A 23,299-nucleotide genomic window follows, 5' to 3' on the forward strand; every position below is an offset into this window, starting at 1 on the left:
GGGGCATCCTGATGCTTCCAACACCCGATCGGACTGCGCTGGTCGAAGCCTCACACGCCGATTCGATACGCTCCGCGTGAACGGCTCAAGCAGGTTCGTGCCGGATCAATCACCCAGCCTGCACCACAATCCCAAGCCATGACCTTGCCTGACCCCCACCAGTACCCCACCGCCTTCTTGCGCCACCTGTACGACGTGGCCGTGCAGCGCGCCCAGCCCCTGCAGGGCCTCACAAAACATCTGCCCGTCCCGCCCAAAGGCCGCACCCTGGTGCTGGGCGCAGGCAAGGCCGGGGGCTCCATGGCGCAGGCGCTGGAGGCGCTGTGGCCTGCGGACGCGCCGCTCAGCGGCCTGGTCGTCACCCGCTACGACCACATCCCGCCCCGGCCGACCGGGTTGGCACAGCGCATTGAGGTGGTGGAAGCCGCGCACCCCGTGCCCGACGCCGCAGGCCTGCAGGCGGCCGAGCGCATGCTAGCGCTGACCCAGGGCCTCACGGCCGATGACCTGGTCATCTGCCTCATCTCTGGCGGCGGCTCGGCCCTGCTCACGCTGCCGGCCGACGGCCTCACGCTGGCCGAAAAGCAACGCATCAACAAGGAACTGCTGGCCAGCGGTGCCGCCATTGGCGAGATGAACTGCGTGCGCAAGCACCTCTCGCGTATCAAAGGCGGGCGGCTGGCCGCATCTTGCGCCCCGGCGCGTGTGGTCACCCTCACCATCAGCGATGTGCCGGGCGACGACCCCTCCATCATCGCCAGCGGCCCCACCGTGCCCGATGCCAGCACCTGCGCCGATGCGCTGGCCATCCTTGCCCGCTACCGCATCACCGTGCCCCCCGCCGTGCGCGCAGCGCTGGAGGCGGGCCTGCTCGAAACCCCCAAGCCCGGCGACGCCGTGTTTGCAGGCCACGCGGTGCACCTCATCGCCACCCCCCAGCAGTCGCTCGAAGCGGCAGCCCAAGCCGCCCGTGCCGCAGGCTGGGCCGCGCACATCCTGTCGGATGAAATCGAAGGCGAATCGCGCGAAGTGGGCAAGGTGCACGCCGCCCTGGCCCGCGCCGTGGCCCAGCGCGGCGCCCCCTTTGCGCGCCCCTGCGTGCTGCTGTCGGGTGGCGAAACCACCGTCACGGTGCGCCCCCGCCCCGAAGGCGCCCCCAAAGGCAGGGGCGGCCGTGCGGGTGAGTTCTGCATGGGCCTGGCCCAGGCCCTACAGGGCCAAAGCGGCGTGTGGGCCCTGGCGGCCGACACCGACGGCATCGACGGCGTGGAAGACAACGCAGGCGCCATCGTCACCCCCGACACCCTGGCCCGTGGCCGCGCCCAAGGCCTGCGCCTGGACGACCACCTGGACCGCAACGATGCCTATGGCTACTTCAGCGCACTGGGCGATTTGGTGGTGACCGGCCCCACGCACACCAATGTGAATGACTTCAGGGTGCTATTGGTTTTGTAGCTGCTCGCGCTTATCCATCAAACGCTAGAGGCCTGAAAGGCTTGGGGTTTGAAGGAGGAGGCCTCACACGGAAAGCGCCTGCTCCACGGCCGCCTTGGCTTCGTCCAGGCTGCCGAAAAACCGCATGGGCTGCGGCGTGGCCTTGGGTAAATGCGCTGGTGGCGGCCACAGCCGCTCTCCGGCCCAGGTGGCATTCCAGCCGCCAATGTCTTTGCCTTTGAGGGTACAGATGGCTTGCCCATCGACCATTGCGACCCAGCTGGTGGGTGGCTGTTGAGTCCAGCTGACGTGTGCCATAGCGCCTTTGCGTGGTGGATTGGACTCAGTGTAGGGAGTGTGGCGGACTCGCGGGCACTCTGGACAACCCTGAGGGGTGGGGTGCGTGCAACAGGTGAGGGACCGCGTTTTGCTGCGTTTGGAACCGGCCAGGCTTTTTCTTTCTGGAGTAAGCGCTGCATTTGGGCAGGTGCAATCGGTCGCAACACGCGCTTGGCCGACTGCTACAGGCTGGTTGCTGTCACTCAACACGCAGTCGTTGAACGACTGCTGTGATCGAGAGCAGACAGTGAAGAACATCATCAGGCCGTTCTTCTGAACCGCAAGAACTGACACAGCTAGCGTGGTCACTTGTGGACAACGTCATCTAGAAGGCGCATGGTTTCGCCCCGCCCACTCGATGGGAGACCATCATGGAATCCGTTGCAACTGTCGTTCATCGCGAGCCCTGGAATAAGGGAAAGATCGTTGGTCAGAAGGCGCCCTTCAAGCCCAAAGACATTTGTGCGCTGCGCGTGCGTCTTCAGATGGAGAACCGGGTGCGCGAGCTTGCGCTCTTCAACCTGGGAATAGACAGCAAGCTGCGCGGATGCGACTTGGTCGCCCTTAAGGTCCGCGATGTTTGCCATGGCGACCACTCGTGAAGCGCTTCAGCAATGGATCAAGACCGCTAGGCTGCAATCGGAAAACTATCTCTTTCCGAGCCGAATTCACAAGTCACCGCATCTCGGGACGCGTCAGTACGCCCGGATTCTTGAGCGCTGGGTGTTGCAGCTCGGTTTGGATCCAGCAGAGTATGGAACGCACTCCATGCGGCGCACCAAGGCTACGCTCATTTACCGCAGAACGAAGAACTTACGTGCGGTCCAGCTACTCCTTGGCCACCCAAAAATCGAGTCAACTGTCCGATACCTTGGCATTGAGGTCGACGATGCTCTTGAGCTATCTGAACAGACCGAGATTTGAGTTGAGAAAGCGAAAATGAATCGCCCAATGCCCTCATAGTGGCAGCAATGTATCGACCTTGGGTGAGGCAGTGCGCTCGATGGCAGCTGCTTTCTGCGCCAGCGAGAACTTGGGCTCCCTGCCTGCGTAGCCCATCGGCAAACCGAGACGTTGCTAGCACTCACGAAAACACACCCCGTCAAGGAATTCTTGGTTGAGTAACCCAACTGACGGGAGGTTGGCCTGACGCATTTGCCCAGCTTGATGGGGCGCTCAACGGGGCGGATTTTGTCTTCTTAGGAATATATGAATACCTGCTGGTAGTCCAATTTTTTCCGTATGCTAATTGTGAAGATTAAAAATTCTCAGCCTGTATCGCAAGTGCCAGCGATGAATTGTTGCTCGAAGCACGGAGAATGCTCCGCGGACAATGGCAAAAGCCACATTTTTCGACCGAAAGATCGCCATATTTTATTGTCGAGCGATTGAGTTTGAGCTATCTTTCTCTGCTGCGCCAAATAAAAAATGTAGACGATTTTTTATTGGCAAAATATAAAAAATAAGCTATTTATATTTTATAAATTGACGCTAGGGGAGATTTAAAAATGGTACAGAAAAAACCACATGCTGGTCTTCAGCCTGGCCTACATACATCAGCATTCCCGCGCTGGCACAGTCGGGTCTTCTCAATTCTGCTGGTGTTGGGTGCTTTGTTGAGTGCTCCTGCGCACGCATCACCAGCAGTCTCCGCGTCTATTGCGGCCACAGGGGTGGCGGAAGCCCATGCGGTGCAACCCGTTCTGGGTGCGGATGAAGTGCTGTTTGTTGAAGACAATGTCAGCGAATGGCAATTGCTGGCCTTCGGGGTGCGGCCGCACATTGAAGTGGTCCGCCTCAATAGCCAGGGCAATGGTCTGCGTGAAATGTCGGCCTATCTCCAGGGCCGCAGCGGCCTGAGCGCCATCCACCTCATTTCTCACGGAAGCATGGCCCAGTTGGATCTGGGCAGTTTTTCGTTGAACGCAGCCAACCTGTCCGCACAGGAAGGCATGCTCCAGCAGATCGGGCAAAGCCTGCGAGAAGGCGGCGAGCTGTTGCTATACGGATGTGAGGTTGCTAAAGGCGAAGATGGAAAACGCTTCGTACAGGAATTGTCTGCATTGACACGGGCCAATGTTGCCGCGTCTGACAACCTCACTGGCGCAAAGGCATTGGGTGGCGATTGGCTTCTGGAATCCACCACCGGTAAGACTCGTGCGGAATCGGTGCTGACAGCGGAAACCCGGGCGCTGTATAGCCATGTATTGCCGACTACGCTGACCACACCGACCACGATCACATTCACAGGTGCAGTACAAGGCAATACGACGAGCAGTTATGACTTTGATGGCATCACCTTCACGGTCAATGGCGCAGGCCAGGTGGACATCAACGGCGGGGCTGGCCCAGATGTAGCGTCGTTCCTGGCTACTACCCTCAGCGGCTTCACTGGCAACGGCATCATTGGCGACTACAACTGGACCGGTAGTACCGCGAACAGCGTCACCAGCTTTACATTGGCAGGCAATGCCCAAACCAAGTTCAAGCTGACGTCTATGGACATCGCAACGGGTAATGGTGGGCCCGCACAGATTTTCACGGTCACCGGGTACACCGGCGGTCCTGGCGGAACCCAGGTCGCCCAAATTACGGGTTTTGACATATCGGTGCTGACGACGCAAAACTACAGCCCTGGTGTGAATGCCATGACAGCCACACGCATCGGGCCCAGCGATGGCAGCGGATGGGGATTGCACCTTGACTTCACCGGCAGCAAGTGGCAATACATTGACACCATCGTTTTCAGTGCTAATGCCGCGCAAAACGATGTCTTGCTCGCGTTTGACAATATCGTTTTGGACAACCCCGTTGCACCGAGCCCTACCGCGACCACAGGCGCCGCCACCAGCATCACCACCACTGGCGCGACCCTGAACGGTACCGTCAACGACAACGGCGCATCCACCACCGTCACCTTCGAATACGGCCTGACCAACGCTTACGGCAACTCTGCAGCCGCCACCACCGGCGGCACCGTGGGCGCAGGTGCTGGTGTCACCGCTGCCTCCGTGGCCATCTCCAGCCTGAGTTGCAACACCACCTACCACTTCCGCGTCAACGGCGTCAGCAGCGCAGGCACCACCAACGGCAATGACGCTACGTTCACTACCAGCAAGTGCCCGCAGACCATCACCTTCAACAACCCCGGCACCCAGTCGTTCGGCACCACGCCCACGCTGCCTGCCACCGCCACATCGGGCCTGGCACCCACCTTCACGACCACCACCTCCGGTGTCTGCACCATCACCTCCGGCGGTGTATTGACCACCGTGACCACCGGTACCTGCACCATCAATGCCAACCAGGCCGGTGACGCAACCTACGCCGTGGCGCCCCAGGTCCAGCAATCCTTCACGATTGCTGCAGTCGCATCCGGCGCGCCCACCATCGGCACGGCGACAGCGGGTGATGCCCAGGCCTCGGTCACCTTCACCGCCCCGGCCTCCAACGGCGGGTCTGCCATTAATACCTACACGGCAACGGCTAACTCCGGGGGGGCGTTTGGCACCTGCGCAGGGCCTGCTGCCTGCACCATCACCGTCATGGGGCTTACCAACGGCACGGCCTACACGTTCACCGTGACCGCAACCAATGGTGCCGGCACCAGCACTGCATCGGCGGCATCCAACAGCGTCACCCCCAAAGGCGCACAGACCATCACCTTCAACAACCCCGGGGCGCAAAACTTCGGCACCTCGCCCACAGTGACGGCCACTGCCACATCGACCCTGGCACCCACCTTCACGACCGCCACTGCCGGTGTCTGCACGATCACGCCCGGCGGCACATTGACCTTCGTGACAGCCGGTAGCTGCACCATCAACGCAAATCAGGCGGGCAATGGCAGCTTTAATGCCGCTCCACAGGTCCAGCAAACCTTCACCGTCAACGCCATCGCCCCCGGGGCCCCGACGATCGGAACGGCTACAGCGGGTAGTACCCAGGCAACGGTCACCTTCACCGCGCCAGCGTCCAACGGTGGCGCACCCATTACCATCTATACGGCAACGGCAAATCCTGGCGGCGCGACCGGCACATGTGCTGGTCCTGCTGCCTGCACCATCACCGTGACAGGGCTCAACAATGGCGTGCCCTACACCTTCACCGTCACCGCGACCAACGGTACAAGCACTAGTTCGGCGTCTGCGGCATCGAATGCCGTCACACCCAAGGCGGTGCAGGCGATCACCTTCGGTAACCCCGGCACGCAGAACTTTGGCACGACCCCGACGCTAACCGCTACGGCAACATCTGGCTTGGCCGTGACCTTCACGTCAGCGACAACAGGCATCTGTACCATCAGCACCGGCGGTGCACTGACCTTCGTCACTAGCGGTACCTGCACCATCAATGCAGACCAGGCCGGTGATGGCAGTTACTTGGCGGCCCCGCAGGTTGCGCAAAACTTCACTGTCGCCGCAGTTGTGCCAGGTGCACCCTCGATCGGCACGGCTGTTGCCGGCGTTACCCAGGCAACGGTCACCTTCACTGCCCCCGCATTCACGGGTGGTTCCGGCATCACCAGCTACACCGTCACATCAAACCCGGCTGGCCTGACCAATATTGGCGCTGCAAGCCCCATCACTGTGACGGGTCTGACCAATGGGGTTTCCTATACGTTTACAGTCACTGCAACCAACACTGTGGGTACGGGCTCGGCTTCTGCGGCATCCAATGCGGTCACGCCCAAGGCGGCGCAAATCATTACATTTACCCAGCCACCCGCACAGAACTTTGGAACGACCCCGACGCTTACCGCGACTTCCAACTCCGGACTGACCCCGACGTTCACGTCTTCGACAACGGGCGTTTGCACCATCACCGCCGGTGGCTCGCTGATCTTTGTCACTGCCGGCACCTGCACGATCAATGCAGACGAGGTCGGTAATGGCAGTTATCTGGCTGCCCCACAGGTGTCGCGCAGCTTTGCAGTCAACGCAGTGATTTCGGGTGCACCCACCATCGGTGTGGCCACAGCGGGGAATGCCCTGGCCAGCGTGTCATTCACGGCCCCGGCCTTCAGTGGTGGCGCACCAATCACCAGTTTTACGGTGACATCCGCGCCTAGCGGTATCACAGCTACCGGCGCCTCTAGCCCCATCGTCGTACTTGGTCTGACCAACGGCACGTCGTACACCTTCACGGTGACCGCCAACAACTCCGCAGGCGCTAGCGCTGCATCGGCGGCATCTTCCGCCGTAACACCCCAGTTGCTTACTGTGTCGGGCTCGGTGCCTGGCATGGTCGGTACGGCTACGGCGACCCTGTCGGGAGGCGGCTCATCCTGCACGCTGAATCCCACCAGCGGTTTTGCGAGTTTGTCCAACCCGGCTCCTGCGGGCAAAACCATGCCTTATGGGGAATACGCATTCCAGTCCACCAGCTGCGTCGGGACGGTGACGATGGCGATTACATACCCTGAAGCCCTCCCGGCCGGCATTCAGTTCTGGAAGTACGGCCCTGCTACAGCGGCGGCGGGCGGGGTGGTGGCTGCGTCCAGTTGGTTCCAGTTCAGCGGCGCATCACTCAGCGGCGACCGCAAGACGGTGACCTACAGCATCACGGATAACGGCGTGGGTGACTCGGATGGAGCGGTCGGCAGCATCAGCGATCCGTTCGCCCCGTTGGTAGGGCCTGTGGCGAGCGACGCAGTGGGGATTCCTGTGGATGCACCGTGGGCGTTAGCGCTGCTGTCGGCGATGCTCGGACTGATGGTTTGGCACAAGCAGCGCCAGCGTGCCCGCGAGTAGCTGGCACGAAGATAGCTTGACGTCCTGATGGTGAGTGGCAACGTGTCCGGATCTACGGGCACGTTTTATCTAGGTGGAAAATGCCGGACACATCACCACCGCGAGTGTCAGCTGTGAGTGTTTTATGTTGGGGTGAGGTCTAACAGGGGCGCTTCATCATGTACCCGCAAAGCTGTGATCGGCGCGGACATGAACTTCGAAGGGCGTGCGTACAGTGTTCCCACCAACGACTGCTTGGCGTCAGAAACTAGCCGTGCACATGGGAAGCTCAACAGACAGCAATCGCTGCAATGCGGTCATTCACGGTAACTGACGCAAGGCCAGCTTTGGGTCCAGATCTGCCCCCCGCGTGCTCACGGAAACGCGAGTACCCATCACAAAAAAGGGCCGCACATCGTGCGGCCCTTTTGCTTATCCCAGCGCACCCACCTCCCAGCAGGCGCGCCTTCATCAGTCTTCAATACCCCAGCGTCTGCCCATCCGGATTGCGCGGATCAGAGTACCCATACAGCAGCCCGTTGCGGATCTGAATGGTCTGCGTGCGTCCCATCGATGCCTTCACGGCGATGTTGTGGCCGCGTTGCTTGAGCAGGGCCAGGGTGTCGGGCGAGAGGCCCTTTTCCACGCGCAGTTCGTCGGGCGTCCACTGGTGGTGGATGCGCGGCGTGGCGGCGGCTTCGGCGGGGTTGTTGGCAAAGTCGATGGTGTTCACCACGGTTTGCAGCACGGTGGTGATGATGCGGGCGCCGCCAGGGCTGCCGGTCACCAGCGTGGGCTTGCCGTCCTTGAGCACCAGGGTGGGCGTCATCGACGACAGGGGGCGCTTCTTGGCGGCCACGGCGTTGGCGTCGCCGCCGACCAGGCCGTAGGCGTTGGCCACACCGGGCTTGGCCGAGAAGTCGTCCATCTCGTTGTTCAGCAAGATGCCAGTGCCCTTGGCGACGATGCCGCTGCCAAAGTTGGTGTTCAGCGTGTAGGTCACGGCCACGGCGTTGCCCGCCTTGTCCACCACCGAGTAGTGGGTGGTCTGGTCGCTTTCATACGGTTGGGGCTGGCCGGGCTTGATTTCCTTGGCGGGGCGGGCGCGGTTGCCGTCGATGGTCTTGGCCAGCGATTCGGCGTAGCGCTTGGAGGTCAGGCCCTTGAGCGGGATCTTCACGAAGTCGGGGTCGCCCAGGTACTCGGAGCGGTCGGCATAGGCCAGCTTGCTGCTCTCGGCCATGTAGTGCAGCGTCTGGGCGCTGTTCTGGCCCCATTGGGCCAGGGGCCACTGCTCCAGCATGTTCAAAATTTGCACCAGGTGCGTGCCGCCCGAAGAGGGTGGAGGCATGGTCACCACTTCATAGCCACGGTAGGTGCCGCGCACGGGTTCGCGCTCGGCCACCTTGTATTCGCGCAGGTCTTGCAGCGTCACAGCGCCAGCGTGCGGCGCGGTTTCTGCGGCAATCTTCTGGGCGATGGCGCCTTCGTAGAAGGCCTTGGCACCTTGCTGCGCGATCAGACGCATGGATTGGCCCAGGTCTTTTTGCACCAGCAGGTCGCCGCGCTTGAGGGGCTCGCCGTTCTTCCAGAAGATCTCGGTGGTGGCGGGCCACTGGCCCATGTTCTTCTTTTCTTGCTGCAGGATTTTGGCCAGGGTTTCGCTGACGGGGAAGCCCTTTTCTGCCAGCGCAATCGATGGCGCAATCACCTTGTCGAGCGGCAGGGTGCCCCATTTCTTCAGCGCATGCTCCATGCCGGCCACCGTGCCGGGCACGCCCACGGCGTAGTGGGTGTAGAGCGACTTGCCGTTGATGACATTGCCCTTGTCGTCCAGGTACATGTTGCGGCTGGCCTTGAGGGGTGCGACTTCGCGGAAGTCCAGCGCCACGGATTTGCCGGTCTTGGCGTCGTGCACCATCATGAAGCCGCCGCCGCCGATGTTGCCCGCGTTGGGCAGTGCCACGGCCAGCGCAAAGCCAATGCCCACAGCGGCGTCGACTGCGTTACCACCGGCTTTCAGAATGTCCAGCCCGATGCGCGAGGCCAGCTCTTGCTCGGTCGCCACCATGCCGTTGTTGGCCACCACGGGGTGGAACACGTCCATGTCGAAGTCATAGGCGGCGCTGGCGGCTGCAGCGGCGGCCGTTTGCTGCACGGCGGGCGCAGCAGCAGGGGTTGCAGTGGCTTGCGGTGGGGTCGAGCCGCAGGCTGCAAGGCTGGCCAAGGCCAGCGCAAGGCTGGCGGACAGCAGGGTTTGCCGGATGTTCATTCAGTCATCTCCTGGTTGCTGAGGGTTGGGTGTGCCAGTGTAGGGCGGTTGGGGCCCTGTGCAATGTTGCTGGAGTCCCCGCCTCAATCAGTGCCCGGCAGCGCCGCGCGGATGGCGGCGAGCGACTGGCGCTGCTGGCCTTGCGCGCCCAGGTTGCTCTCGCTCAGCCAGGTCTGCAGCGCTGCGCACACGGCAGGCCATTCGGCATCGGTGATGGAAAACCAGGCCGTATCGCGGGTGCGGCCTTTGTAGACCAGGGCTTGGCGAAAGATGCCTTCAAACTGAAAACCCAGCCGCAGCGCGGCGCGGCGCGAGGGCTCGTTCAGGCTGTCGCACTTCCACTCGTAGCGGCGGTAGCCCAAGGTGTCGAAGGCGTAGGCCATGAGCAAAAACTGCGCTTCGGTGGACGCGGGGGTTTGCTGTAGCAGCGGCGAGAAAGTGACATGGCCCACCTCAATGCAGCCATGGGTGGGGTCGATGCGCATCAGCGACAGGGTGCCCACGGGCTTGCCGGTGGCGGTGTCGATCACCGCAAAGTGGCGTGGGTCGGTGCTTAGTGCGGCCGTCTCGGCGTGTCGGCGGTACTCGTCTTCGCTGGAAAAGGGGCCGATGGGCAGGTAGGTCCAGTTGCGGCCGTCGGGTGCGGTTTGGTAGGCGGTAAACAGGTCTGTGGCGTGGCGGGCCGCGTTCAGTGGCTCCAGATGGCAAAACCGGCCCTTCAGCGTGACGCCGGTGGGCGCAGGCCGAGGGCTCCAGTGGGGCATGGGCTCGCCGATGGGTTGGCCGTATTCGTTGGTGCGTTGGGTCATGGTGGCTGATGGCAAGTGATGTGAGGTAGATGGCCAAAGGATGCACGCAAGGTGGTGCGCCAGAGTGCCACTCTAAAATGTTGGTGGCTCTGAAAAAAGAGCCACGTCAGATTCATTTGATGGTGCCACGATGGCGCCATCGTTCGCTCCATCCGGGCCCCACATCCATGTCAGAACTTCATGTGTCACCTGTGGCCGATGTGCTGCTGCAAACCCCCCTGCTGCGCGGGCCGGGGGCCGAGCCCTTGCAGCGCCAGCTGCTGCAGCTGCTGCGCTCGGCGATATGGGCGGGACGCCTGCCTGCGGGGTGCCGCCTGCCGGGCTCGCGTGCGCTGGCGGTGGACTTGGCGGTGTCGCGCAACAGCGTGACGGCCGTGTACGAGCAATTGGGGGCTGAGGGCTACATCGAGCCGAGCCGCCAGGGCACGCGGGTGGCGGCGCTGGGGCGGGGCAACGCATCGGCCCAGGCAGGGCAGGCGGTGGGGGCTGGCCCTGCGGCGCCGTTATCCAGCGTGGCCGGGCAGGCCGTGGGGCAGATGGCCGAGCGGGTGGCAAGGGTGCGCCCTGGACCAGCCGCAACGATGACCCCTGCGACCGTGGGTTCTGCCTCTGACGGTGCGCAGGCGTTTCGCCCTGGCGTGCCAGCGCTGGCGCGGTTCCCGATGAGCGCCTGGAAGCGATCGGTAGACCGGGCCTACCAGCGCGGCGGGGTCAGCGCCCTGGGCTATGGCGACCCGGCGGGCGAGCCCGCTTTGCGTCAGGCTTTGTCGCACCACCTGGCGGTGGCGCGGGGTGTGCTGTGCACGCCCGAGCAAGTCGTCATCACCGAAGGCGCGCAAGAGGCCCTGGCCCTGTGCGTGCGGCTGGTGGCCAACCCTGGCGACACGGCCTGGCTGGAAGACCCCGGCTACCGGGGCGCGCAAACCGCATTTGCCTGTGGCGACATGAACCTGGTGCCCATGCCCGTGGATGGCGCCGGGCTGGCGGTGCCCGAGGGCGCCTGGGCCGCGCAGCCGCCCCGGCTGGTGTACACATCGCCTTCGCACCAGTACCCCACCGGGGCCGTGCTGTCGGCGGCGCGCCGCCTGGCGCTGATCCAGCAGGCACAGCGCCATGGCGCGTGGTTGATTGAGGACGACTACGACAGCGAGTTTCGCCACGCGGGCGAGCTGATTGGGGCCATGCAGGGCTTGCAGCCCGGTGCGCCCGTGCTGTATGTGGGCACGTTCAGCAAGACGCTGTTCCCGGCGCTGCGGCTAGGGTTTGTGGTGCTGCCCGCAGCGCTGGCGGCACAGGCCCACACGCTGCTGCACGAGACGCTGCGTGGTGGCCACCGTTTTGAGCAATTGGCGCTGGCCGACTTCATCGACACGGGCCAGTTCACCCGCCACCTGGGGCGCATGCGCCGCCTGTACCGCCGCCGCCAGCAGGCCCTGCGCGAGGCCCTGGCCCAGCACATGGCCGTGCCACACCAGGTGCTGGGGGGCGACAGTGGCATGCACCTGACGGTGCAACTGCCACCCGATTGCCCCGACACGGCCCTGGCCGAAGCCGCCCGCGCCTACGACATGGCGCCCGCGCCGCTGTCACGCTTTGCGCTGGTGCCACGGCCGGGCTGCAACGGGCTGGTGCTGGGCTATGGCAATACGTCTGAATCGCAGTACCCGGCGCTGGTGCAGCGCCTGTCGGCGCTGGCATTGCAGGCACTGCAGGGTTGATTGCCGCCGGTTGGGACGGGCATGAAACCTGCTGAACGTTGAACGCAGCGGGCCGGGCGATTTCGTGCAGCGCGTGTTTTTGATGAACACAAACTGCATACACTTTGGGAATCCATCACTGCTCGCACAGGGGGGCGGCGCGGACCCCGTGGTCCGCCGTCTGCCTGGGGCATTGCTGCCCAGAGCCGCTTTTGCTTTCTTTGTTTGACCCACTTGCCGGAGACACACCATGGGCCTTAGCACCCACGTTTTAGACACCATGCACGGCTGCCCCGCTGCGGGCATGGGGGTGCGCCTGTATGCCACCCAGGGCGAGCAGGCCACGCTGATCAAGGCGCTGGTGCTCAACCACGATGGGCGCACCGACGCGCCTTTGTTTGACAACGCCAGCCTGCGCACGGGCACTTACCGGCTGACGTTTGATGTGGCGGGGTACTTCAAGGCCCGGGGCGTTGCATTGCCCGAGCCGAATTTTCTGAACCAGGTGAGCCTGGACTTTGGCATTGCCCATGCCGACCAGCACTACCACGTGCCCCTGCTGGTAAGCCCCTGGAGCTATTCGACCTACCGGGGGTCTTGAGTCTTGGGGTGCTATCAGGTCTTTTTGCTACTTAATTGATAGCTTCTTGCGCTTATTGAATGCGCCTTAGCGGAGTTTTTTTCCATCAATCAACCCATGAAGGCGGCCGCAGAGCCCGCCTCCATGGCCACCCACGCGTTCAGCCAGACGCTCAGTGTTGGCCTTCGGTGAGGGTATCGAGTTGGAAATTGCCGCTCTTGTCCCACAGCCAGGTGTCGATGTAGGTCACCTTGCCCATGCGGCTGGGTGTGGGGTAGGGGGCGGCGGCGCGCACGGTGCGCTCAATCTCTGCCACCACCTCGGGCGCGTGGCGGGGGGCGCGGGCCCAGTGCAGACGGGCCACGCGGCCTTGGCGGTCAATGTCTACCTCCAGCACGCCAATGGCGTACAGCATGGCGGGCAGTTTGCCTTGGTAGATGCGCTGCTGGTTCTGGCTGTAGAGGTGGGCCGCGGCATCCTTGCGGTAGTCGCGCGCGGAGATGGCGGCAGACGCTTTGGGCGCCACCACCGTGGCAGTCAGGGGCGCCGCCGCAGAGTCGCGGGCGGGCATCTTGCTGTCTTGCACCGCAGGCGCTTCCGGCGGTGGTGACTTGCAGGCGGCCAGTGCGGCCATGGCGCTGGCCAGCAGCCAACGCAGCCAGCTGGGGCGGGCGCCCTGGGCACGTTGCGCACGCTGGGCGCTTGAGGGTGGGGTGGATGGCATGCTGGGCGTGGAGTCTGAAAACTCGAAACACAGGGGTTGCATGCGGTACTGCCGCGTGCAACCTTTGAAAGGTGAAAGGGCCGATGTGACGGATGTACGTTTGCTGGCGGAGGCGCTACAGGGTGGCGCAAGCGCGTGGCTGGTGAGGGTGGAGTCTACCGAAGGCTCGGCCCCAAGGGAACCCGGGGCCTGGATGGCGGTGCTGGCCGACCGCGTGATCGGCACCATCGGCGGCGGCCACCTGGAGCACCAGGCCATGGCCGATGCGCGCCGCCGCCTGGCGGGAGAGCCCGGCGAGCCGCAGATGCGCTACGCCCTGGGCCCGGCCCTGGGCCAGTGCTGCGGCGGGGTGGTGCACCTGCAGTTTGAGGCGCTGGGCCCGGCGGATGCCGCCGGCCTGCCTGAGCGGCTGCAAGGCCCGCGCACGCCCGTGGCCCTGTTTGGCGGCGGCCATGTGGGCCACGCCCTGGCGCGGGTGCTGGCGCCGCTGCCCTTTGCATTGACGTGGATTGACAGCCGCGACGGCATCTTCCCGCCCGCACCGCCCGAGGGCGTGGTCTGCGAGCATTCCGAGCCCGTGCACATGGCCGTGCCCACGCTGCCAGCGGGCTCGCGGGTGCTCATCATGAGCTTCAGCCACGCCGAAGACCTGGACGTGGTGGCCGCTTGCCTGCGCCGCCAGCGGCAGCAGCAGGATCTGCCCTTCATCGGCCTGATCGGCAGCAAGACCAAGTGGGCCACCTTCTCGCACCGGCTGGCCGAGCGCGGCTTCACCCCGGCCGAGCTGGCGCAGGTGACCAGCCCGATAGGCGTGCCCGGCATCCATGGCAAGCAGCCCGAAGTGATCGCCGTGGCGGTGGCCGCGCAATTGCTGCAGACCCTGACGCCGTAGCGGGCCACGCGGCTTACTTGACGGGGCCGAATCTGGAACAATTCGTGCATACACTTTTGGGTGTTATCGGTCGGTGATTTTCGGTCGCAGCGGTGCCCCGGCCCGCCGGTCTTTCTTGTGTGGAAAGGCCAGCCAGCCAAGGTGCGCGACCTTCGTTTTCTGCTCAGAGCGCCCGCAGTGGTGAGCAGGTTTGCGGCGCCCTGCGCTGCCAAGGTTGAGATATGGAAAGCTACGTTCTCGACTGGGCCAACCTGCTGTTGCGCTGGGTCCATGTCATTACCGCCATCGCCTGGATTGGCTCGTCGTTTTACTTCGTCTTTTTGGACAGCAGCCTCACGCCGCCCGAGGACGAAGACCTGAAAAAGCAGGGCGTGAGCGGCGAGCTGTGGGCCGTGCATGGCGGCGGGTTCTACCACCCGGTCAAGTTCGCCGTGTCGCCGCCCAAGCTGCCCGGGCACCTGCACTGGTTCTTTTGGGAAAGCTACAGCACCTGGCTCAGCGGCTTTGCGCTGTTCACGGTGTCTTACCTCTACAGCGCCAGCACCTACCTCATCGACAAGTCGCGCATGGACTGGGCGCCCGCCACGGCGATTGCGGTGGCGCTCGGGTTCTTCGTGGTGTTCTGGCTGCTGTACGACGCGATTTGCCGCATCTTTGGCCAGAAGAAGAACGACGACGCCATCGTGGGCGCGCTGGTGTTTGGGCTGGTGTGCATTGCCGCCTGGCTGGCCTGCCACTGGTTTGCAGGCCGCGCGGCCTTTTTGCTGGTGGGCGCGATGATCGCCACAGCCATGAGCGCTAACGTGTTCTTCTGGATCATCCCCGGCCAGCGCACGGTGGTGGCGCAGATCAAGGCCGGGCAGCCGGTCGACCCGATCCACGGCAAGCGCGGCAAGCAGCGCAGCGTGCACAACACCTATTTCACGCTGCCGGTGCTGTTTGCCATGCTCAGCAACCACTACAGCTTTACCTGGAACCACCCGCAAAACTGGCTGGTGCTCATCCTGATGATGTTTGCGGGCGCGGCCATTCGCCAGTTCTTCGTGATGCGCCACGGCTACAAGCTGGGCCGCAATGGCAACCCGTTGCCGTACGCGCTGGTGGGCGTGGCCGTCATCCTGGGCGCCATTGTGTGGATGCGCCCGGTGCCTGTGGCGCCGGTGCCCGCATCTGCACCTATTTCTGCTCCTGTTTCAGGAGCTGTCAGCGCAGGTGCAGCAAGCGCTACAGGCCAAAATGATGCCAAGGCTGACTTTGCAGCGGTGCAAGCCGTGCTGGAGCAGCGCTGCTACCTGTGCCACGGCGCGCAGGTGCAGATGAAGAATCTGCGGCTGGACTCGCCCGCTTTGGTCAAGCAAAACGCCCAAGCCATTTACCAGCAGGCGGTGGTGCAAAAGCTCATGCCCATGAACAACGCCACCCAGATCACCGACGCCGAGCGCGCGCTGATTGGCCGCTGGTTTGAGGCAGGGGCGCAGGTGCCCTGACGGGCGCCAACGGGGGGATGTCAGGCCGCCAGCGCGCTCAGGTCTGAGGGCGTGAGCCCGCTGTGCAGCACCACCCCGGCGGAGGTCTGCTTGGCCTCGTGCTTGGCCACGGCGGCCAGGTTGGCCACCTCTTCGGCATGCCGAAAGCGCCCCGGTGTGATGTGCACCGCGCCCATGGCCAGCGTGGTGCACGGGAAGAACCGGGGCACGCCGTGCCGGTCTTCAGCCTGGATGCCGCCCGCCCGCTGCGCGGCCTCGTCAAACAGGGCCAGTGCTTCGCGGGCAAAGTCCTGCACGATGTTCTTGCAGCGCTGGCGCCAGTTGCTGCTCTGAAAGATCAGCATGAAATCGTCTCCACCCACATGGCCCACAAAGTCGCGCCGCGCATCGCAGTGCGTGGTGGCCAGGCGCGCCACCAGCCGGATCATCTGGTCGCCGCGCCAGTAACCGTAGTGGTCGTTGAAGGGCTTGAAGTGGTTCAGGTCGGCGTAGCAGGCGACGAACTCGGTGCCGTTGTCCAGCAGCCGCTGCATGTGCAGGCTGATGGGGATGTTGCCCGGCAAGAACGTGAGCGGGTTGGCGTGGCGGGCGGCCTCGATGCGCGTTTCGGTCACCGCGCGCACCAGCTGGTCGCCCGTGCCCAGGCCCAGGTAGCGGCCGTTGTCGGTGACGATGTAGCCGTCGCTCAGGTAGCGCTGGTCTTGCGATGTGAGGATGCCCACCAGCTGCTCCACATCGCAGTCCAGCTCCACCACGCGGGGGGCGGTGTTGGCAAACGCCAGGCAGGGCTTGCGGCCATGCACCTCGCGAAAGTACAGCGTGGCGTAGTGGTTCATGAACTGCTGGCGGTTGATGAGGGCCACGGGCCGCGTGCCGTCCACCACCGCCAGCGCGTGCAGCTCGGTGCGCTCATGGAACATGGCGGCCACCGCATCGTTGCTGGTGGTGGGGGCCACGGGCGGGGCCTGCACCACCAGCAGGCTGCGCAAAATGCTGGGCCGCGCCATCTGCCCCAGGTGCGGCAGCACGGCCACGCGGCGGTCGTGCAGCACTTCCAGCGCCGGGCCGTCCACGGCATCGCGCGGGGCCAGCGCGGGGCGGCCCAGCAGCCAGCCTTGGCCAAAAGGAATGTCCAGGTCGCGCAGCGCCCGCAGGTCGTCGCGGGTTTCAATGCCTTCGGCAATCAGCGTGGTGCCAAACACATCGGCAATGCCTTTGATGGCCTGCAGCATCTGCAGGTTGTCCGGCCGGTCGCTGATCTCGCGGATGAAGTACTTGTCGATCTTCACGAAGTCCGGCTTCACCTCAGACCACAGCCGCAGGCTGGAGCGGCCATCGCCAAAGTCGTCGAGCGCCATGCGCGCGCCGCAGGCGTGCACCGCGTCAATCGCCTGGCGCAGCAGGGGCATGTCGGTCACGCGCTCGTGCTCGGTGATCTCCAGCACCAGCATGCGGGCGCTCAGGCCCAAGCTGCGCACCGCTTCGCCCAGCCGCTGGGCCCCGATCAGGCCCACGCCGTGCACCAGGGCGTCGGCGCTGATGTTCACAAACAGCCGCCCGGGCGCGGCCTGCTCGCTCCACTGCGCCAGGGCCGTGAAGGCGCAAAACAGCTCAAAGTCTTGGAGAATGCCCTCGCTGCTGGCCTGGGCCAGCAAGGCATCGGGTGTATGCAGGGGCGTGCCCTGCGGGCCACGGATCAGCGCTTCGTGTGCGTAGATGCTGCCCTCGCGCAGGTCTGCCAGGGGCTGATAGACGCAGTGCAGCCCGCCCTCGCGCATCAACCGGGCCAGCGCGCCCGTGCTATGGCGTGCAGCGGGCGACAGCTGCGCCACCATCGCCTCTCGTCGGCTGCACTGAATGTTTTGCATCGCGTGTGTTGGATCCCTGAGCAGGGGCTGACGATAGCGACGACTTGTGACAATGTGGTTACAAATGGCGAAAACAAGGGAGATGGCCGCAGCCCCTCTGCGCTCATATGCCCGCTGCTGCAGCGGATACTCCCAGTCCGTCCCCAGGGGCGGTGTCTTCTGACAAACCCCACCAGACCTCACACCACCACACCACCACACCACCACACCACCACACCACCACACCACCACACCACCACACCACCACACCACCACACCACCACACCACCACGCTGCCATGCGCCTTTCAAAACACCGACCCCTCCACGCCGCACAAAGGCCAGGCACTGCAGCCCGCTTGCGCGGCCAGCTTCTGGCGCTGGTGGCCCCGCTGGTTTTGGCGGGCTGTGCCTCGGTGGCGGCCCCCACCTCGATTGCGCCCTTCAGCACCGATGGGTGCAGCCTGTTTCCAGACCGATCACCCGCCATACCGGCGGATTGGTGCGACTGCTGCCTGGCCCATGACCTGGCCTATTGGCGCGGCGGGCTTGAGGAGGCGCGCCTGCAGGCAGACATGGCCTTGAAGACCTGTGTGGAGCAAAAGACCGGCAACCCGGGCCTGGCCCAGACCATGTTTCTGGGCGTGCGGGCGGGCGGCGGGCCGCAGGTGCGCACCCCGTTCCGCTGGGGCTATGGTTGGCCGTATGGGCGGGGCTACCGGGGCTTGACCCAGGCCGAGGCCGCCGATGTGAGCGCCCAGGAGGACGCATACCGCGCCACCAACCCCAGCTTGCAGTGCCAGGGTGGCGGGCAGGGCGCTGGGGGCGTTGCACCGGTGCGCTGTAGCCCCTGATTTGCTATTTATTTTATAGCTGCTAGCGCTTATGGATTGAGCGCTAGGCGCCAATTTTCCTTGTATTGTAGAGGTCTTCCCCTGCGCAAAGCCGCCCAAGAAAAAGGGGCCTGAAACAGGCCCCTTGGCAAACCGTGATGTGCCGGGCAAGCACCCGCAGCGCGGCGCTGCGGGCCTGCCCATCCACCTCATGCCGCGTTAGAAGCGGTGGCGAATGCCCACGCCAAAGCTGGTGCCAGAGGTTTGGTTGGTGATCTTGTCGCCCATGAACATGGCGTACACGTCGGTGCGCTTGGACAGGAAGTGGTCGTAGCCCACGGTGTAGGTCTTGCGGTCCACCTTGGTTTGCGAGAGGTCGGTCTTCACCCATTCGACCAGCACCTTGCCCGAGGGGCCCACGGGCACCGAGGCGCCCAGTTGCACGGTCTTGGCCTTGTTCAGGCTGTTGTCGGCCTTGGCCTGGCCATAGCTCACAAAGGGCTTCACCACGCCGAAGTCGTAGGCGCCCAGCAGCATCCAGTCCTTCTTGGTGGTGCCCAGGTAGGTGCCTGCGCCGGGGTTGCTGATCTGGTCGCGCTCATAGAAGCCGGTCAGCGTCAGCGGGCCGCCAAAGTAGAAGAAATTGGCGCCCACGTTCTTCTTGCCGTTGTTGCCAGCCTGCTCGCCAAACTGGTACTGCAAGTTGGCCTTGAAGCCGCCGATGTCGGGCGTGCTGTACACCAGCTGGTTGCTCCAGCCCGTGTCAGACGGGGTGGTGGAACCCCAGCCTGTGCCGTTGAACAGAGGCACGTTCATGTGCAGGATCAGGGGCGAGAAGGTGAACGAATCGCCCAGCGGGTTGCCCACCACGGAGGGCAGGAAGTTGGGGGCCATCCAGCGGCCCAGCATCACCGAGCCAAAGCCGCCCGACAGGCTGACGTTGGCATCGCGCGAGAAGAAGGTGTCGTTGGTGAAGCGGCCTTGGCTGCCTGCGTCCACCTTGATGAACGAGGTCAGCAAGAAGTTGGCCTTGAGCCCGCCGCCCAGGTCTTCTGTGCCCTTGAAACCAAACCACGAGGTGGTCAGGCCGCCGCTATCGACCACCGACTTGCGGCCCGCGTCGCCTGAGTTTTTGATGGAGCCGGCAAACGCATCGGCCAGACCGGACACTTCGACCGAGCTTTGCGCATGGGCGCCGCCAGCGCACAGCAGCACGCCGCCCACCGAAAGGGACAGTGCCAACAGGTTTTTTTTCATGGGTTCTCCTGGGGTTGGAAGGGTTGTAAACAAGGCAAAAACAAAGAATGCCGCTGCAGTGGCACCGCTGCGCATTCGGCTGCGGTGGCGCTGCCGTTTGCCGCCAAGTGGTGCACTTCGCCTGCATGCCAGAAGGCTGAGCAAGTTCTGTGCCCTGGCGGTTGCATGTTGTCACTTTTGGCCCAAGTGCCTGTGATGCACGCGGATGCAGGGCGCTGAATGCGCCGGATTGGCAACAGGCCGACGGCTGCCAAAGGGGCATGGCTGCGGGCTTTGAGCTAATCGGGGTAGGTTCAGCGCGGCTTTTGATCTTGCTCAAAGCCTGAAGCGCGTGGGGGCGGCACATTCAATCGCATGCTGCCATCCAACTTATTTTCCTTGCCCGTCCAGACGGAAGTATTTGCCGCCGGCGAAGTGCTGCGCAGGCGCCACGAGGTGTTGACCTCGGTGTTGCACCTGGAGAGCGGCAGGGTGCTGCGGGGCTTTTATGAAGAAGGCTATCTGCGGCACCAGTTGGGTGCGGTAGAAGGCCCCTTCTGGCTGGACGCCGCCTCGGCCCTGCTGGGCCTGCCGCTGCCGGTGGACATGGTGGCCGAGACCCGCGTGCAGGTGCGCCGCGTCCCGATTGCCGACTTTCGCAGCAGCCTGGCCGCCATGCCCGAGGGCGCGCGCGGCCTGCTGCTGGACATGGCCATGGGCTACCGCCAGCAGTCTGAGCTGGCCGTGAGCCGCCTGGCGCACGATGCTGAAACACGCTGCGCACAGTGGCTGCTCAACCACGCGCAGCAAGACCCCTCGGGCACCATGCGCGTCACGCTGCACCAGCGCAAGCGCCTGATTGCGGCGCAATTGGGCATCGCCCCCGAAACCTTCTCGCGCGTGCTGCGCCACCTGCGTGAGATGGGGCTCATCCACGGCACCGGCAATGTGCTGAACCTGCCGCAGCCACTGGCCTTGCAGACCATGGCGGGCAGCTGATCTTCAGCGGTTAGCCGTCCGTTCATTCGACGAATCGCCCGCAGGGGCTGAGCGCCGTTCGTGCCGTGGGTTGCGCGGACGGCGTTTTTGTTGGGGGCTACGTGTGAAGGCGATCTGGCGAGATCGTCGACGGGCTTTGAACAGGTTCTTAGGGTTTCTCCGTGTGATTTGATGAGGGTTCCACCCAACCCGGGGGGCAGGGGGGCTGCGTATATTTGCTGGAACCCACCACGGTTCATCCAGCCCCCATGCCAGCAATCTCCACTGCCCACGCCGCTGTAGCCCCCGGGGCGGGGTTGCGCCACTGCTTGGGTGCGCCATGACCGCGCCGCCGTCTGCCGTGCAGCCGCCCGAAGCGCCCAGCTGGCATCTGCCGGGGCCGCTGGTGCTGCGGATGATGGCGGTGGCGGTGTGCGCCGTGCTGTTGGCCGGTGTGGGCGCGGCATGGCATGTGTCGCAGGTGTCCAGCCAAGAGGCTGTGCGCCGGGTGGTGGCGCAGCAGACCGACGAGGTGGAGGTGATTGCCCGCCTGCTGGCCAGCAAGATCGAGCAAAGCCAGAAGGTGCTGCGCACCGTGGCGGCAGGCATTGCCCCGCGCATGCTGGAGCCCGCCAATGCCCCTGAAGCCCTGCCGTACCAGAGCCTGCCTGCGCTGGGTTTTTTTGACGCCGTGCAGATTGCAGGCAGCGATGGCGAGCTGCGGCTGAACCTGCGCGGTGGGCACGCAGTGCCACCGGCCTCGCTGGAGCCTGCCGAGCGCGATGTGCTGCGCCGCACGCTGGCGGATGGCAAACCCCAGGTGTCGGAGCTGATTGCCGGGGGCACGGGCGATGCGCGCATTGCCTTCACCATGCCGCTGCACCGCGAGGATGGTGCGGTGCTGGGGGCTTTGGCCGGGGCGCTCAAGCTGCAGTCACAAGGCTTGCTGCCCCCGTCGATGGCGCTGCCCGAGCGCGATGAATCGCGCCTGGTGGTCTTCTCGCGCGACGGCACCATCCTTGCGCATTCAGACCCCACCCGGGTGCTGGGCAATGTGCGCGATGAAGCGGGCCTGTCGGATGTCTATGCCCGGTGGCTGCAACAGGCGCAGCCGCTGGTGGGCCGTGGTGCGACACAGGTGTTGCCTGAGCACATTGTGAGCATGGCGGGCATGCCGCTGCCGCAGTGGATGGTGGCGCGGGTGAGCCACTCACGGGCGCTGCTGGCGCCCCTGGCCGGTGCCCAGCGCGATGCGTGGTGGGTGCTGGCGGGCGCCATCGGTGCAGGCGTGTTGGCCCTGCTGGGCTTGCTGGGCTGGATGGCCCAGCCACTGGCCCACCTGCGGCTGGCTGCCCAGCAGCTGCTGCGCCACGACACCAAGGCGCCCAGGCTGTGGCCCCAGGCGGGTGGCGAGGTGGGCGATGTGGTGCAGGTGCTGGAGCGTCTGGCCCGCCAGGGCAGCCACCATGCAGCGTTGCAAACCACGCTGGGTGGGCAGTTTCAGGCGATTCTGGACCACGCCTCGGTGGGCATTGTCATCACCCGCCACGGCATGCTGGAGGTGGTGGGGCGCCAGACCTGCTTGATGCTGGGCTACACCCCCAAAGAGCTGCAGGGCAAGCCCGCGCGCACCATTTACGCTTCGGCCGAAGACTACGCGCGCACCGGCGCCCGGGTGCAGGCCGAGTTTGCGGTGCACGGCGCGTTTGATGGCGACGTGTGTTTCATGCGCAAGGACGGCAGCCCGGTGTGGGCGCGTGTGCAGGGCCGTGGCGTGCGGGCCGATGCGATGGATGGCGGCACGGTGTGGATTCTGGAAGACATCACCGCCGTCCGCCAGGCGCAGCAGCAGCAGACCTGGGAGGCATCGCACGACGCACTGACCCAGCTCTATAACCGCACCGCCTTTGACCAGCGCCTGGGCGCCTTGCTGGCCGAGCGCAGCACCCGCGTGCGCGATGACGGTGCACCCGCCCAGGCTGGTGCACTGGCAGAGGGCGTGGTGCTGTTCATGGACCTGGACCACTTCACCGTGGTGAACGACCTGGCGGGGCACGATGCAGGCGACGATGCGCTGCGCCATGTGGCGCGGCTGCTGGAGTCGCAAGTGCGCCAGATGGGCTGGGCCGCCCGCGTGGGGGGCGATCAGTTTGCCGTGGTGTTGCCAGGCTGTGCGCTGGCACGGGGCCAGGCCGTGGCCGAGCAACTGCGACAGGCGGTGCAGGCCTGGGCGCCGTCCTACCAGGGCAGCAGTTTTACCTTGAGCATGAGCATCGGGTTGGTGGCGCTGGACGCTTCCATGCCCGATGTGGCCGCCGTGCTGTATGCCGCCGACATGGCCTGCTATGACGCCAAGCGCGCAGGCCGCAACCGAGTGGAAACCGGCCGCGCGCGCGAGATGCCCGCATCTGGGCGCATGGCGCTGGGCTCTGCTTGAGGG

General features: G+C 64.6%; 14 protein-coding genes and 3 pseudogenes. 10 read left to right on the forward strand and 7 right to left on the reverse strand.

Annotated features, from left to right (window positions below):
* The first annotated feature begins 138 nt into the window (after positions 1 to 138).
* A complete protein-coding gene (locus tag CLU86_RS03620; RefSeq protein WP_099740664.1) occupies positions 139 to 1,455 on the forward strand; it encodes a glycerate kinase in 1,317 nt (438 codons plus the stop codon).
* A gap of 63 nt (positions 1,456 to 1,518) precedes the next feature.
* On the opposite strand, the gene CLU86_RS03625 is transcribed toward CLU86_RS03620, so the two are convergent.
* The gene (locus tag CLU86_RS03625) at positions 1,519 to 1,752 is read right to left on the reverse strand and encodes a hypothetical protein (RefSeq protein ID WP_099654884.1); all 234 of its coding nucleotides are present in this window, start codon (positions 1,750 to 1,752) and stop codon (positions 1,519 to 1,521) included.
* A gap of 392 nt (positions 1,753 to 2,144) precedes the next feature.
* On the opposite strand from CLU86_RS03625, the pseudogene CLU86_RS03630 reads away from it, so the two are divergent.
* A pseudogene (locus tag CLU86_RS03630) lies at positions 2,145 to 2,697 on the forward strand (tyrosine-type recombinase/integrase).
* Positions 2,698 to 2,719: 22 nt separating this feature from the next.
* Here CLU86_RS03630 and CLU86_RS23265 read toward each other — a convergent pair.
* Positions 2,720 to 2,963: pseudogene (locus tag CLU86_RS23265) on the reverse strand (IS3 family transposase); the annotation flags it as partial.
* Positions 2,964 to 3,446: 483 nt separating this feature from the next.
* Between CLU86_RS23265 and CLU86_RS03635 the strand changes: the two are divergent.
* Positions 3,447 to 7,526 (forward strand): DUF4347 domain-containing protein, encoded by a 4,080-nt coding sequence (locus CLU86_RS03635; protein ID WP_158236301.1) that lies wholly within the window; start codon positions 3,447 to 3,449, stop codon positions 7,524 to 7,526.
* Positions 7,527 to 7,983: 457 nt separating this feature from the next.
* On the opposite strand, the gene ggt is transcribed toward CLU86_RS03635, so the two are convergent.
* A complete protein-coding gene (gene ggt / locus CLU86_RS03640) occupies positions 7,984 to 9,777 on the reverse strand; it encodes a gamma-glutamyltransferase (RefSeq protein WP_099740666.1) in 1,794 nt (597 codons plus the stop codon).
* 101 nt (positions 9,778 to 9,878) lie between these two features.
* Positions 9,879 to 10,586: pseudogene (locus tag CLU86_RS03645) on the reverse strand (GNAT family N-acetyltransferase); the annotation flags it as partial.
* Between the two features lie 167 nt (positions 10,587 to 10,753).
* On the opposite strand from CLU86_RS03645, the gene CLU86_RS03650 reads away from it, so the two are divergent.
* Both CLU86_RS03650 and uraH read left to right on the forward strand, forming a co-directional pair.
* A complete protein-coding gene (locus tag CLU86_RS03650; protein ID WP_099740668.1) occupies positions 10,754 to 12,304 on the forward strand; it encodes a PLP-dependent aminotransferase family protein in 1,551 nt (516 codons plus the stop codon).
* Between the two features lie 229 nt (positions 12,305 to 12,533).
* Positions 12,534 to 12,884 carry a hydroxyisourate hydrolase gene (gene uraH / locus CLU86_RS03655; RefSeq protein ID WP_099740669.1) on the forward strand — a complete coding sequence of 117 codons (351 nt, stop codon included), beginning with the start codon at positions 12,534 to 12,536 and terminating at the stop codon, positions 12,882 to 12,884.
* 151 nt (positions 12,885 to 13,035) lie between these two features.
* Here the strand turns inward: uraH and CLU86_RS03660 are convergent, their stop codons facing one another.
* On the reverse strand, positions 13,036 to 13,587 hold the full coding sequence (locus CLU86_RS03660; protein WP_099658531.1) for a hypothetical protein: 552 nt from the start codon (positions 13,585 to 13,587) through the stop codon (positions 13,036 to 13,038).
* An 85-nt stretch (positions 13,588 to 13,672) separates the two neighbouring features.
* Here CLU86_RS03660 and xdhC point away from each other — a divergent pair, with 85 nt between their 5' ends.
* Positions 13,673 to 14,479 carry a xanthine dehydrogenase accessory protein XdhC gene (xdhC, locus tag CLU86_RS03665; RefSeq protein ID WP_233195191.1) on the forward strand — a complete coding sequence of 269 codons (807 nt, stop codon included), beginning with the start codon at positions 13,673 to 13,675 and terminating at the stop codon, positions 14,477 to 14,479.
* Positions 14,480 to 14,700: 221 nt separating this feature from the next.
* Positions 14,701 to 15,966: a urate hydroxylase PuuD gene (locus CLU86_RS03670; protein WP_099740671.1), complete on the forward strand. Its 1,266-nt coding sequence runs from the start codon at positions 14,701 to 14,703 to the stop codon at positions 15,964 to 15,966.
* Positions 15,967 to 15,986: 20 nt separating this feature from the next.
* On the opposite strand, the gene CLU86_RS03675 is transcribed toward CLU86_RS03670, so the two are convergent.
* Positions 15,987 to 17,834, reverse strand: a complete 1,848-nt coding sequence (locus CLU86_RS03675) for an EAL domain-containing protein (protein ID WP_369803803.1) — start codon at positions 17,832 to 17,834, stop codon at positions 15,987 to 15,989.
* A 337-nt stretch (positions 17,835 to 18,171) separates the two neighbouring features.
* On the opposite strand from CLU86_RS03675, the gene CLU86_RS03680 reads away from it, so the two are divergent.
* Positions 18,172 to 18,666, forward strand: a complete 495-nt coding sequence (locus CLU86_RS03680) for a hypothetical protein (RefSeq protein WP_199175081.1) — start codon at positions 18,172 to 18,174, stop codon at positions 18,664 to 18,666.
* 198 nt (positions 18,667 to 18,864) lie between these two features.
* On the opposite strand, the gene CLU86_RS03685 is transcribed toward CLU86_RS03680, so the two are convergent.
* Complete coding sequence (locus tag CLU86_RS03685) at positions 18,865 to 19,902, reverse strand: porin (RefSeq protein WP_099654895.1); 1,038 nt, start codon at positions 19,900 to 19,902, stop codon at positions 18,865 to 18,867.
* Between the two features lie 354 nt (positions 19,903 to 20,256).
* On the opposite strand from CLU86_RS03685, the gene CLU86_RS03690 reads away from it, so the two are divergent.
* On the forward strand, positions 20,257 to 20,880 hold the full coding sequence (locus CLU86_RS03690) for a Crp/Fnr family transcriptional regulator (protein WP_099654896.1): 624 nt from the start codon (positions 20,257 to 20,259) through the stop codon (positions 20,878 to 20,880).
* A 319-nt stretch (positions 20,881 to 21,199) separates the two neighbouring features.
* Positions 21,200 to 23,296, forward strand: coding sequence for a diguanylate cyclase domain-containing protein (locus CLU86_RS03695; protein WP_099740672.1), 2,097 nt, complete (start codon positions 21,200 to 21,202; stop codon positions 23,294 to 23,296).
* The last annotated feature ends 3 nt before the right edge of the window (positions 23,297 to 23,299 follow it).

This window comes from Acidovorax sp. 62, from assembly GCF_002754495.1.
GTDB lineage: Bacteria > Pseudomonadota > Gammaproteobacteria > Burkholderiales > Burkholderiaceae_C > Acidovorax.

What these genes read in the sequence shown, in the direction of transcription:
- CLU86_RS03620 (WP_099740664.1), top strand. Translation starts at nt 139, where the DNA reads ATGACCTTGCCTGACCCCCACCAGTACCCCACCGCCTTCTTGCGCCAC.
- CLU86_RS03625 (WP_099654884.1), bottom strand. Translation starts at nt 1,752, where the DNA reads ATGGCACACGTCAGCTGGACTCAACAGCCACCCACCAGCTGGGTCGCA.
- ggt (WP_099740666.1), bottom strand. Translation starts at nt 9,777, where the DNA reads ATGAACATCCGGCAAACCCTGCTGTCCGCCAGCCTTGCGCTGGCCTTG.
- CLU86_RS03650 (WP_099740668.1), top strand. Translation starts at nt 10,754, where the DNA reads ATGTCAGAACTTCATGTGTCACCTGTGGCCGATGTGCTGCTGCAAACC.
- uraH (WP_099740669.1), top strand. Translation starts at nt 12,534, where the DNA reads ATGGGCCTTAGCACCCACGTTTTAGACACCATGCACGGCTGCCCCGCT.
- CLU86_RS03660 (WP_099658531.1), bottom strand. Translation starts at nt 13,587, where the DNA reads ATGCCATCCACCCCACCCTCAAGCGCCCAGCGTGCGCAACGTGCCCAG.
- CLU86_RS03670 (WP_099740671.1), top strand. Translation starts at nt 14,701, where the DNA reads ATGGAAAGCTACGTTCTCGACTGGGCCAACCTGCTGTTGCGCTGGGTC.
- CLU86_RS03675 (WP_369803803.1), bottom strand. Translation starts at nt 17,834, where the DNA reads ATGCAAAACATTCAGTGCAGCCGACGAGAGGCGATGGTGGCGCAGCTG.
- CLU86_RS03685 (WP_099654895.1), bottom strand. Translation starts at nt 19,902, where the DNA reads ATGAAAAAAAACCTGTTGGCACTGTCCCTTTCGGTGGGCGGCGTGCTG.
- CLU86_RS03690 (WP_099654896.1), top strand. Translation starts at nt 20,257, where the DNA reads ATGCTGCCATCCAACTTATTTTCCTTGCCCGTCCAGACGGAAGTATTT.
- CLU86_RS03695 (WP_099740672.1), top strand. Translation starts at nt 21,200, where the DNA reads ATGACCGCGCCGCCGTCTGCCGTGCAGCCGCCCGAAGCGCCCAGCTGG.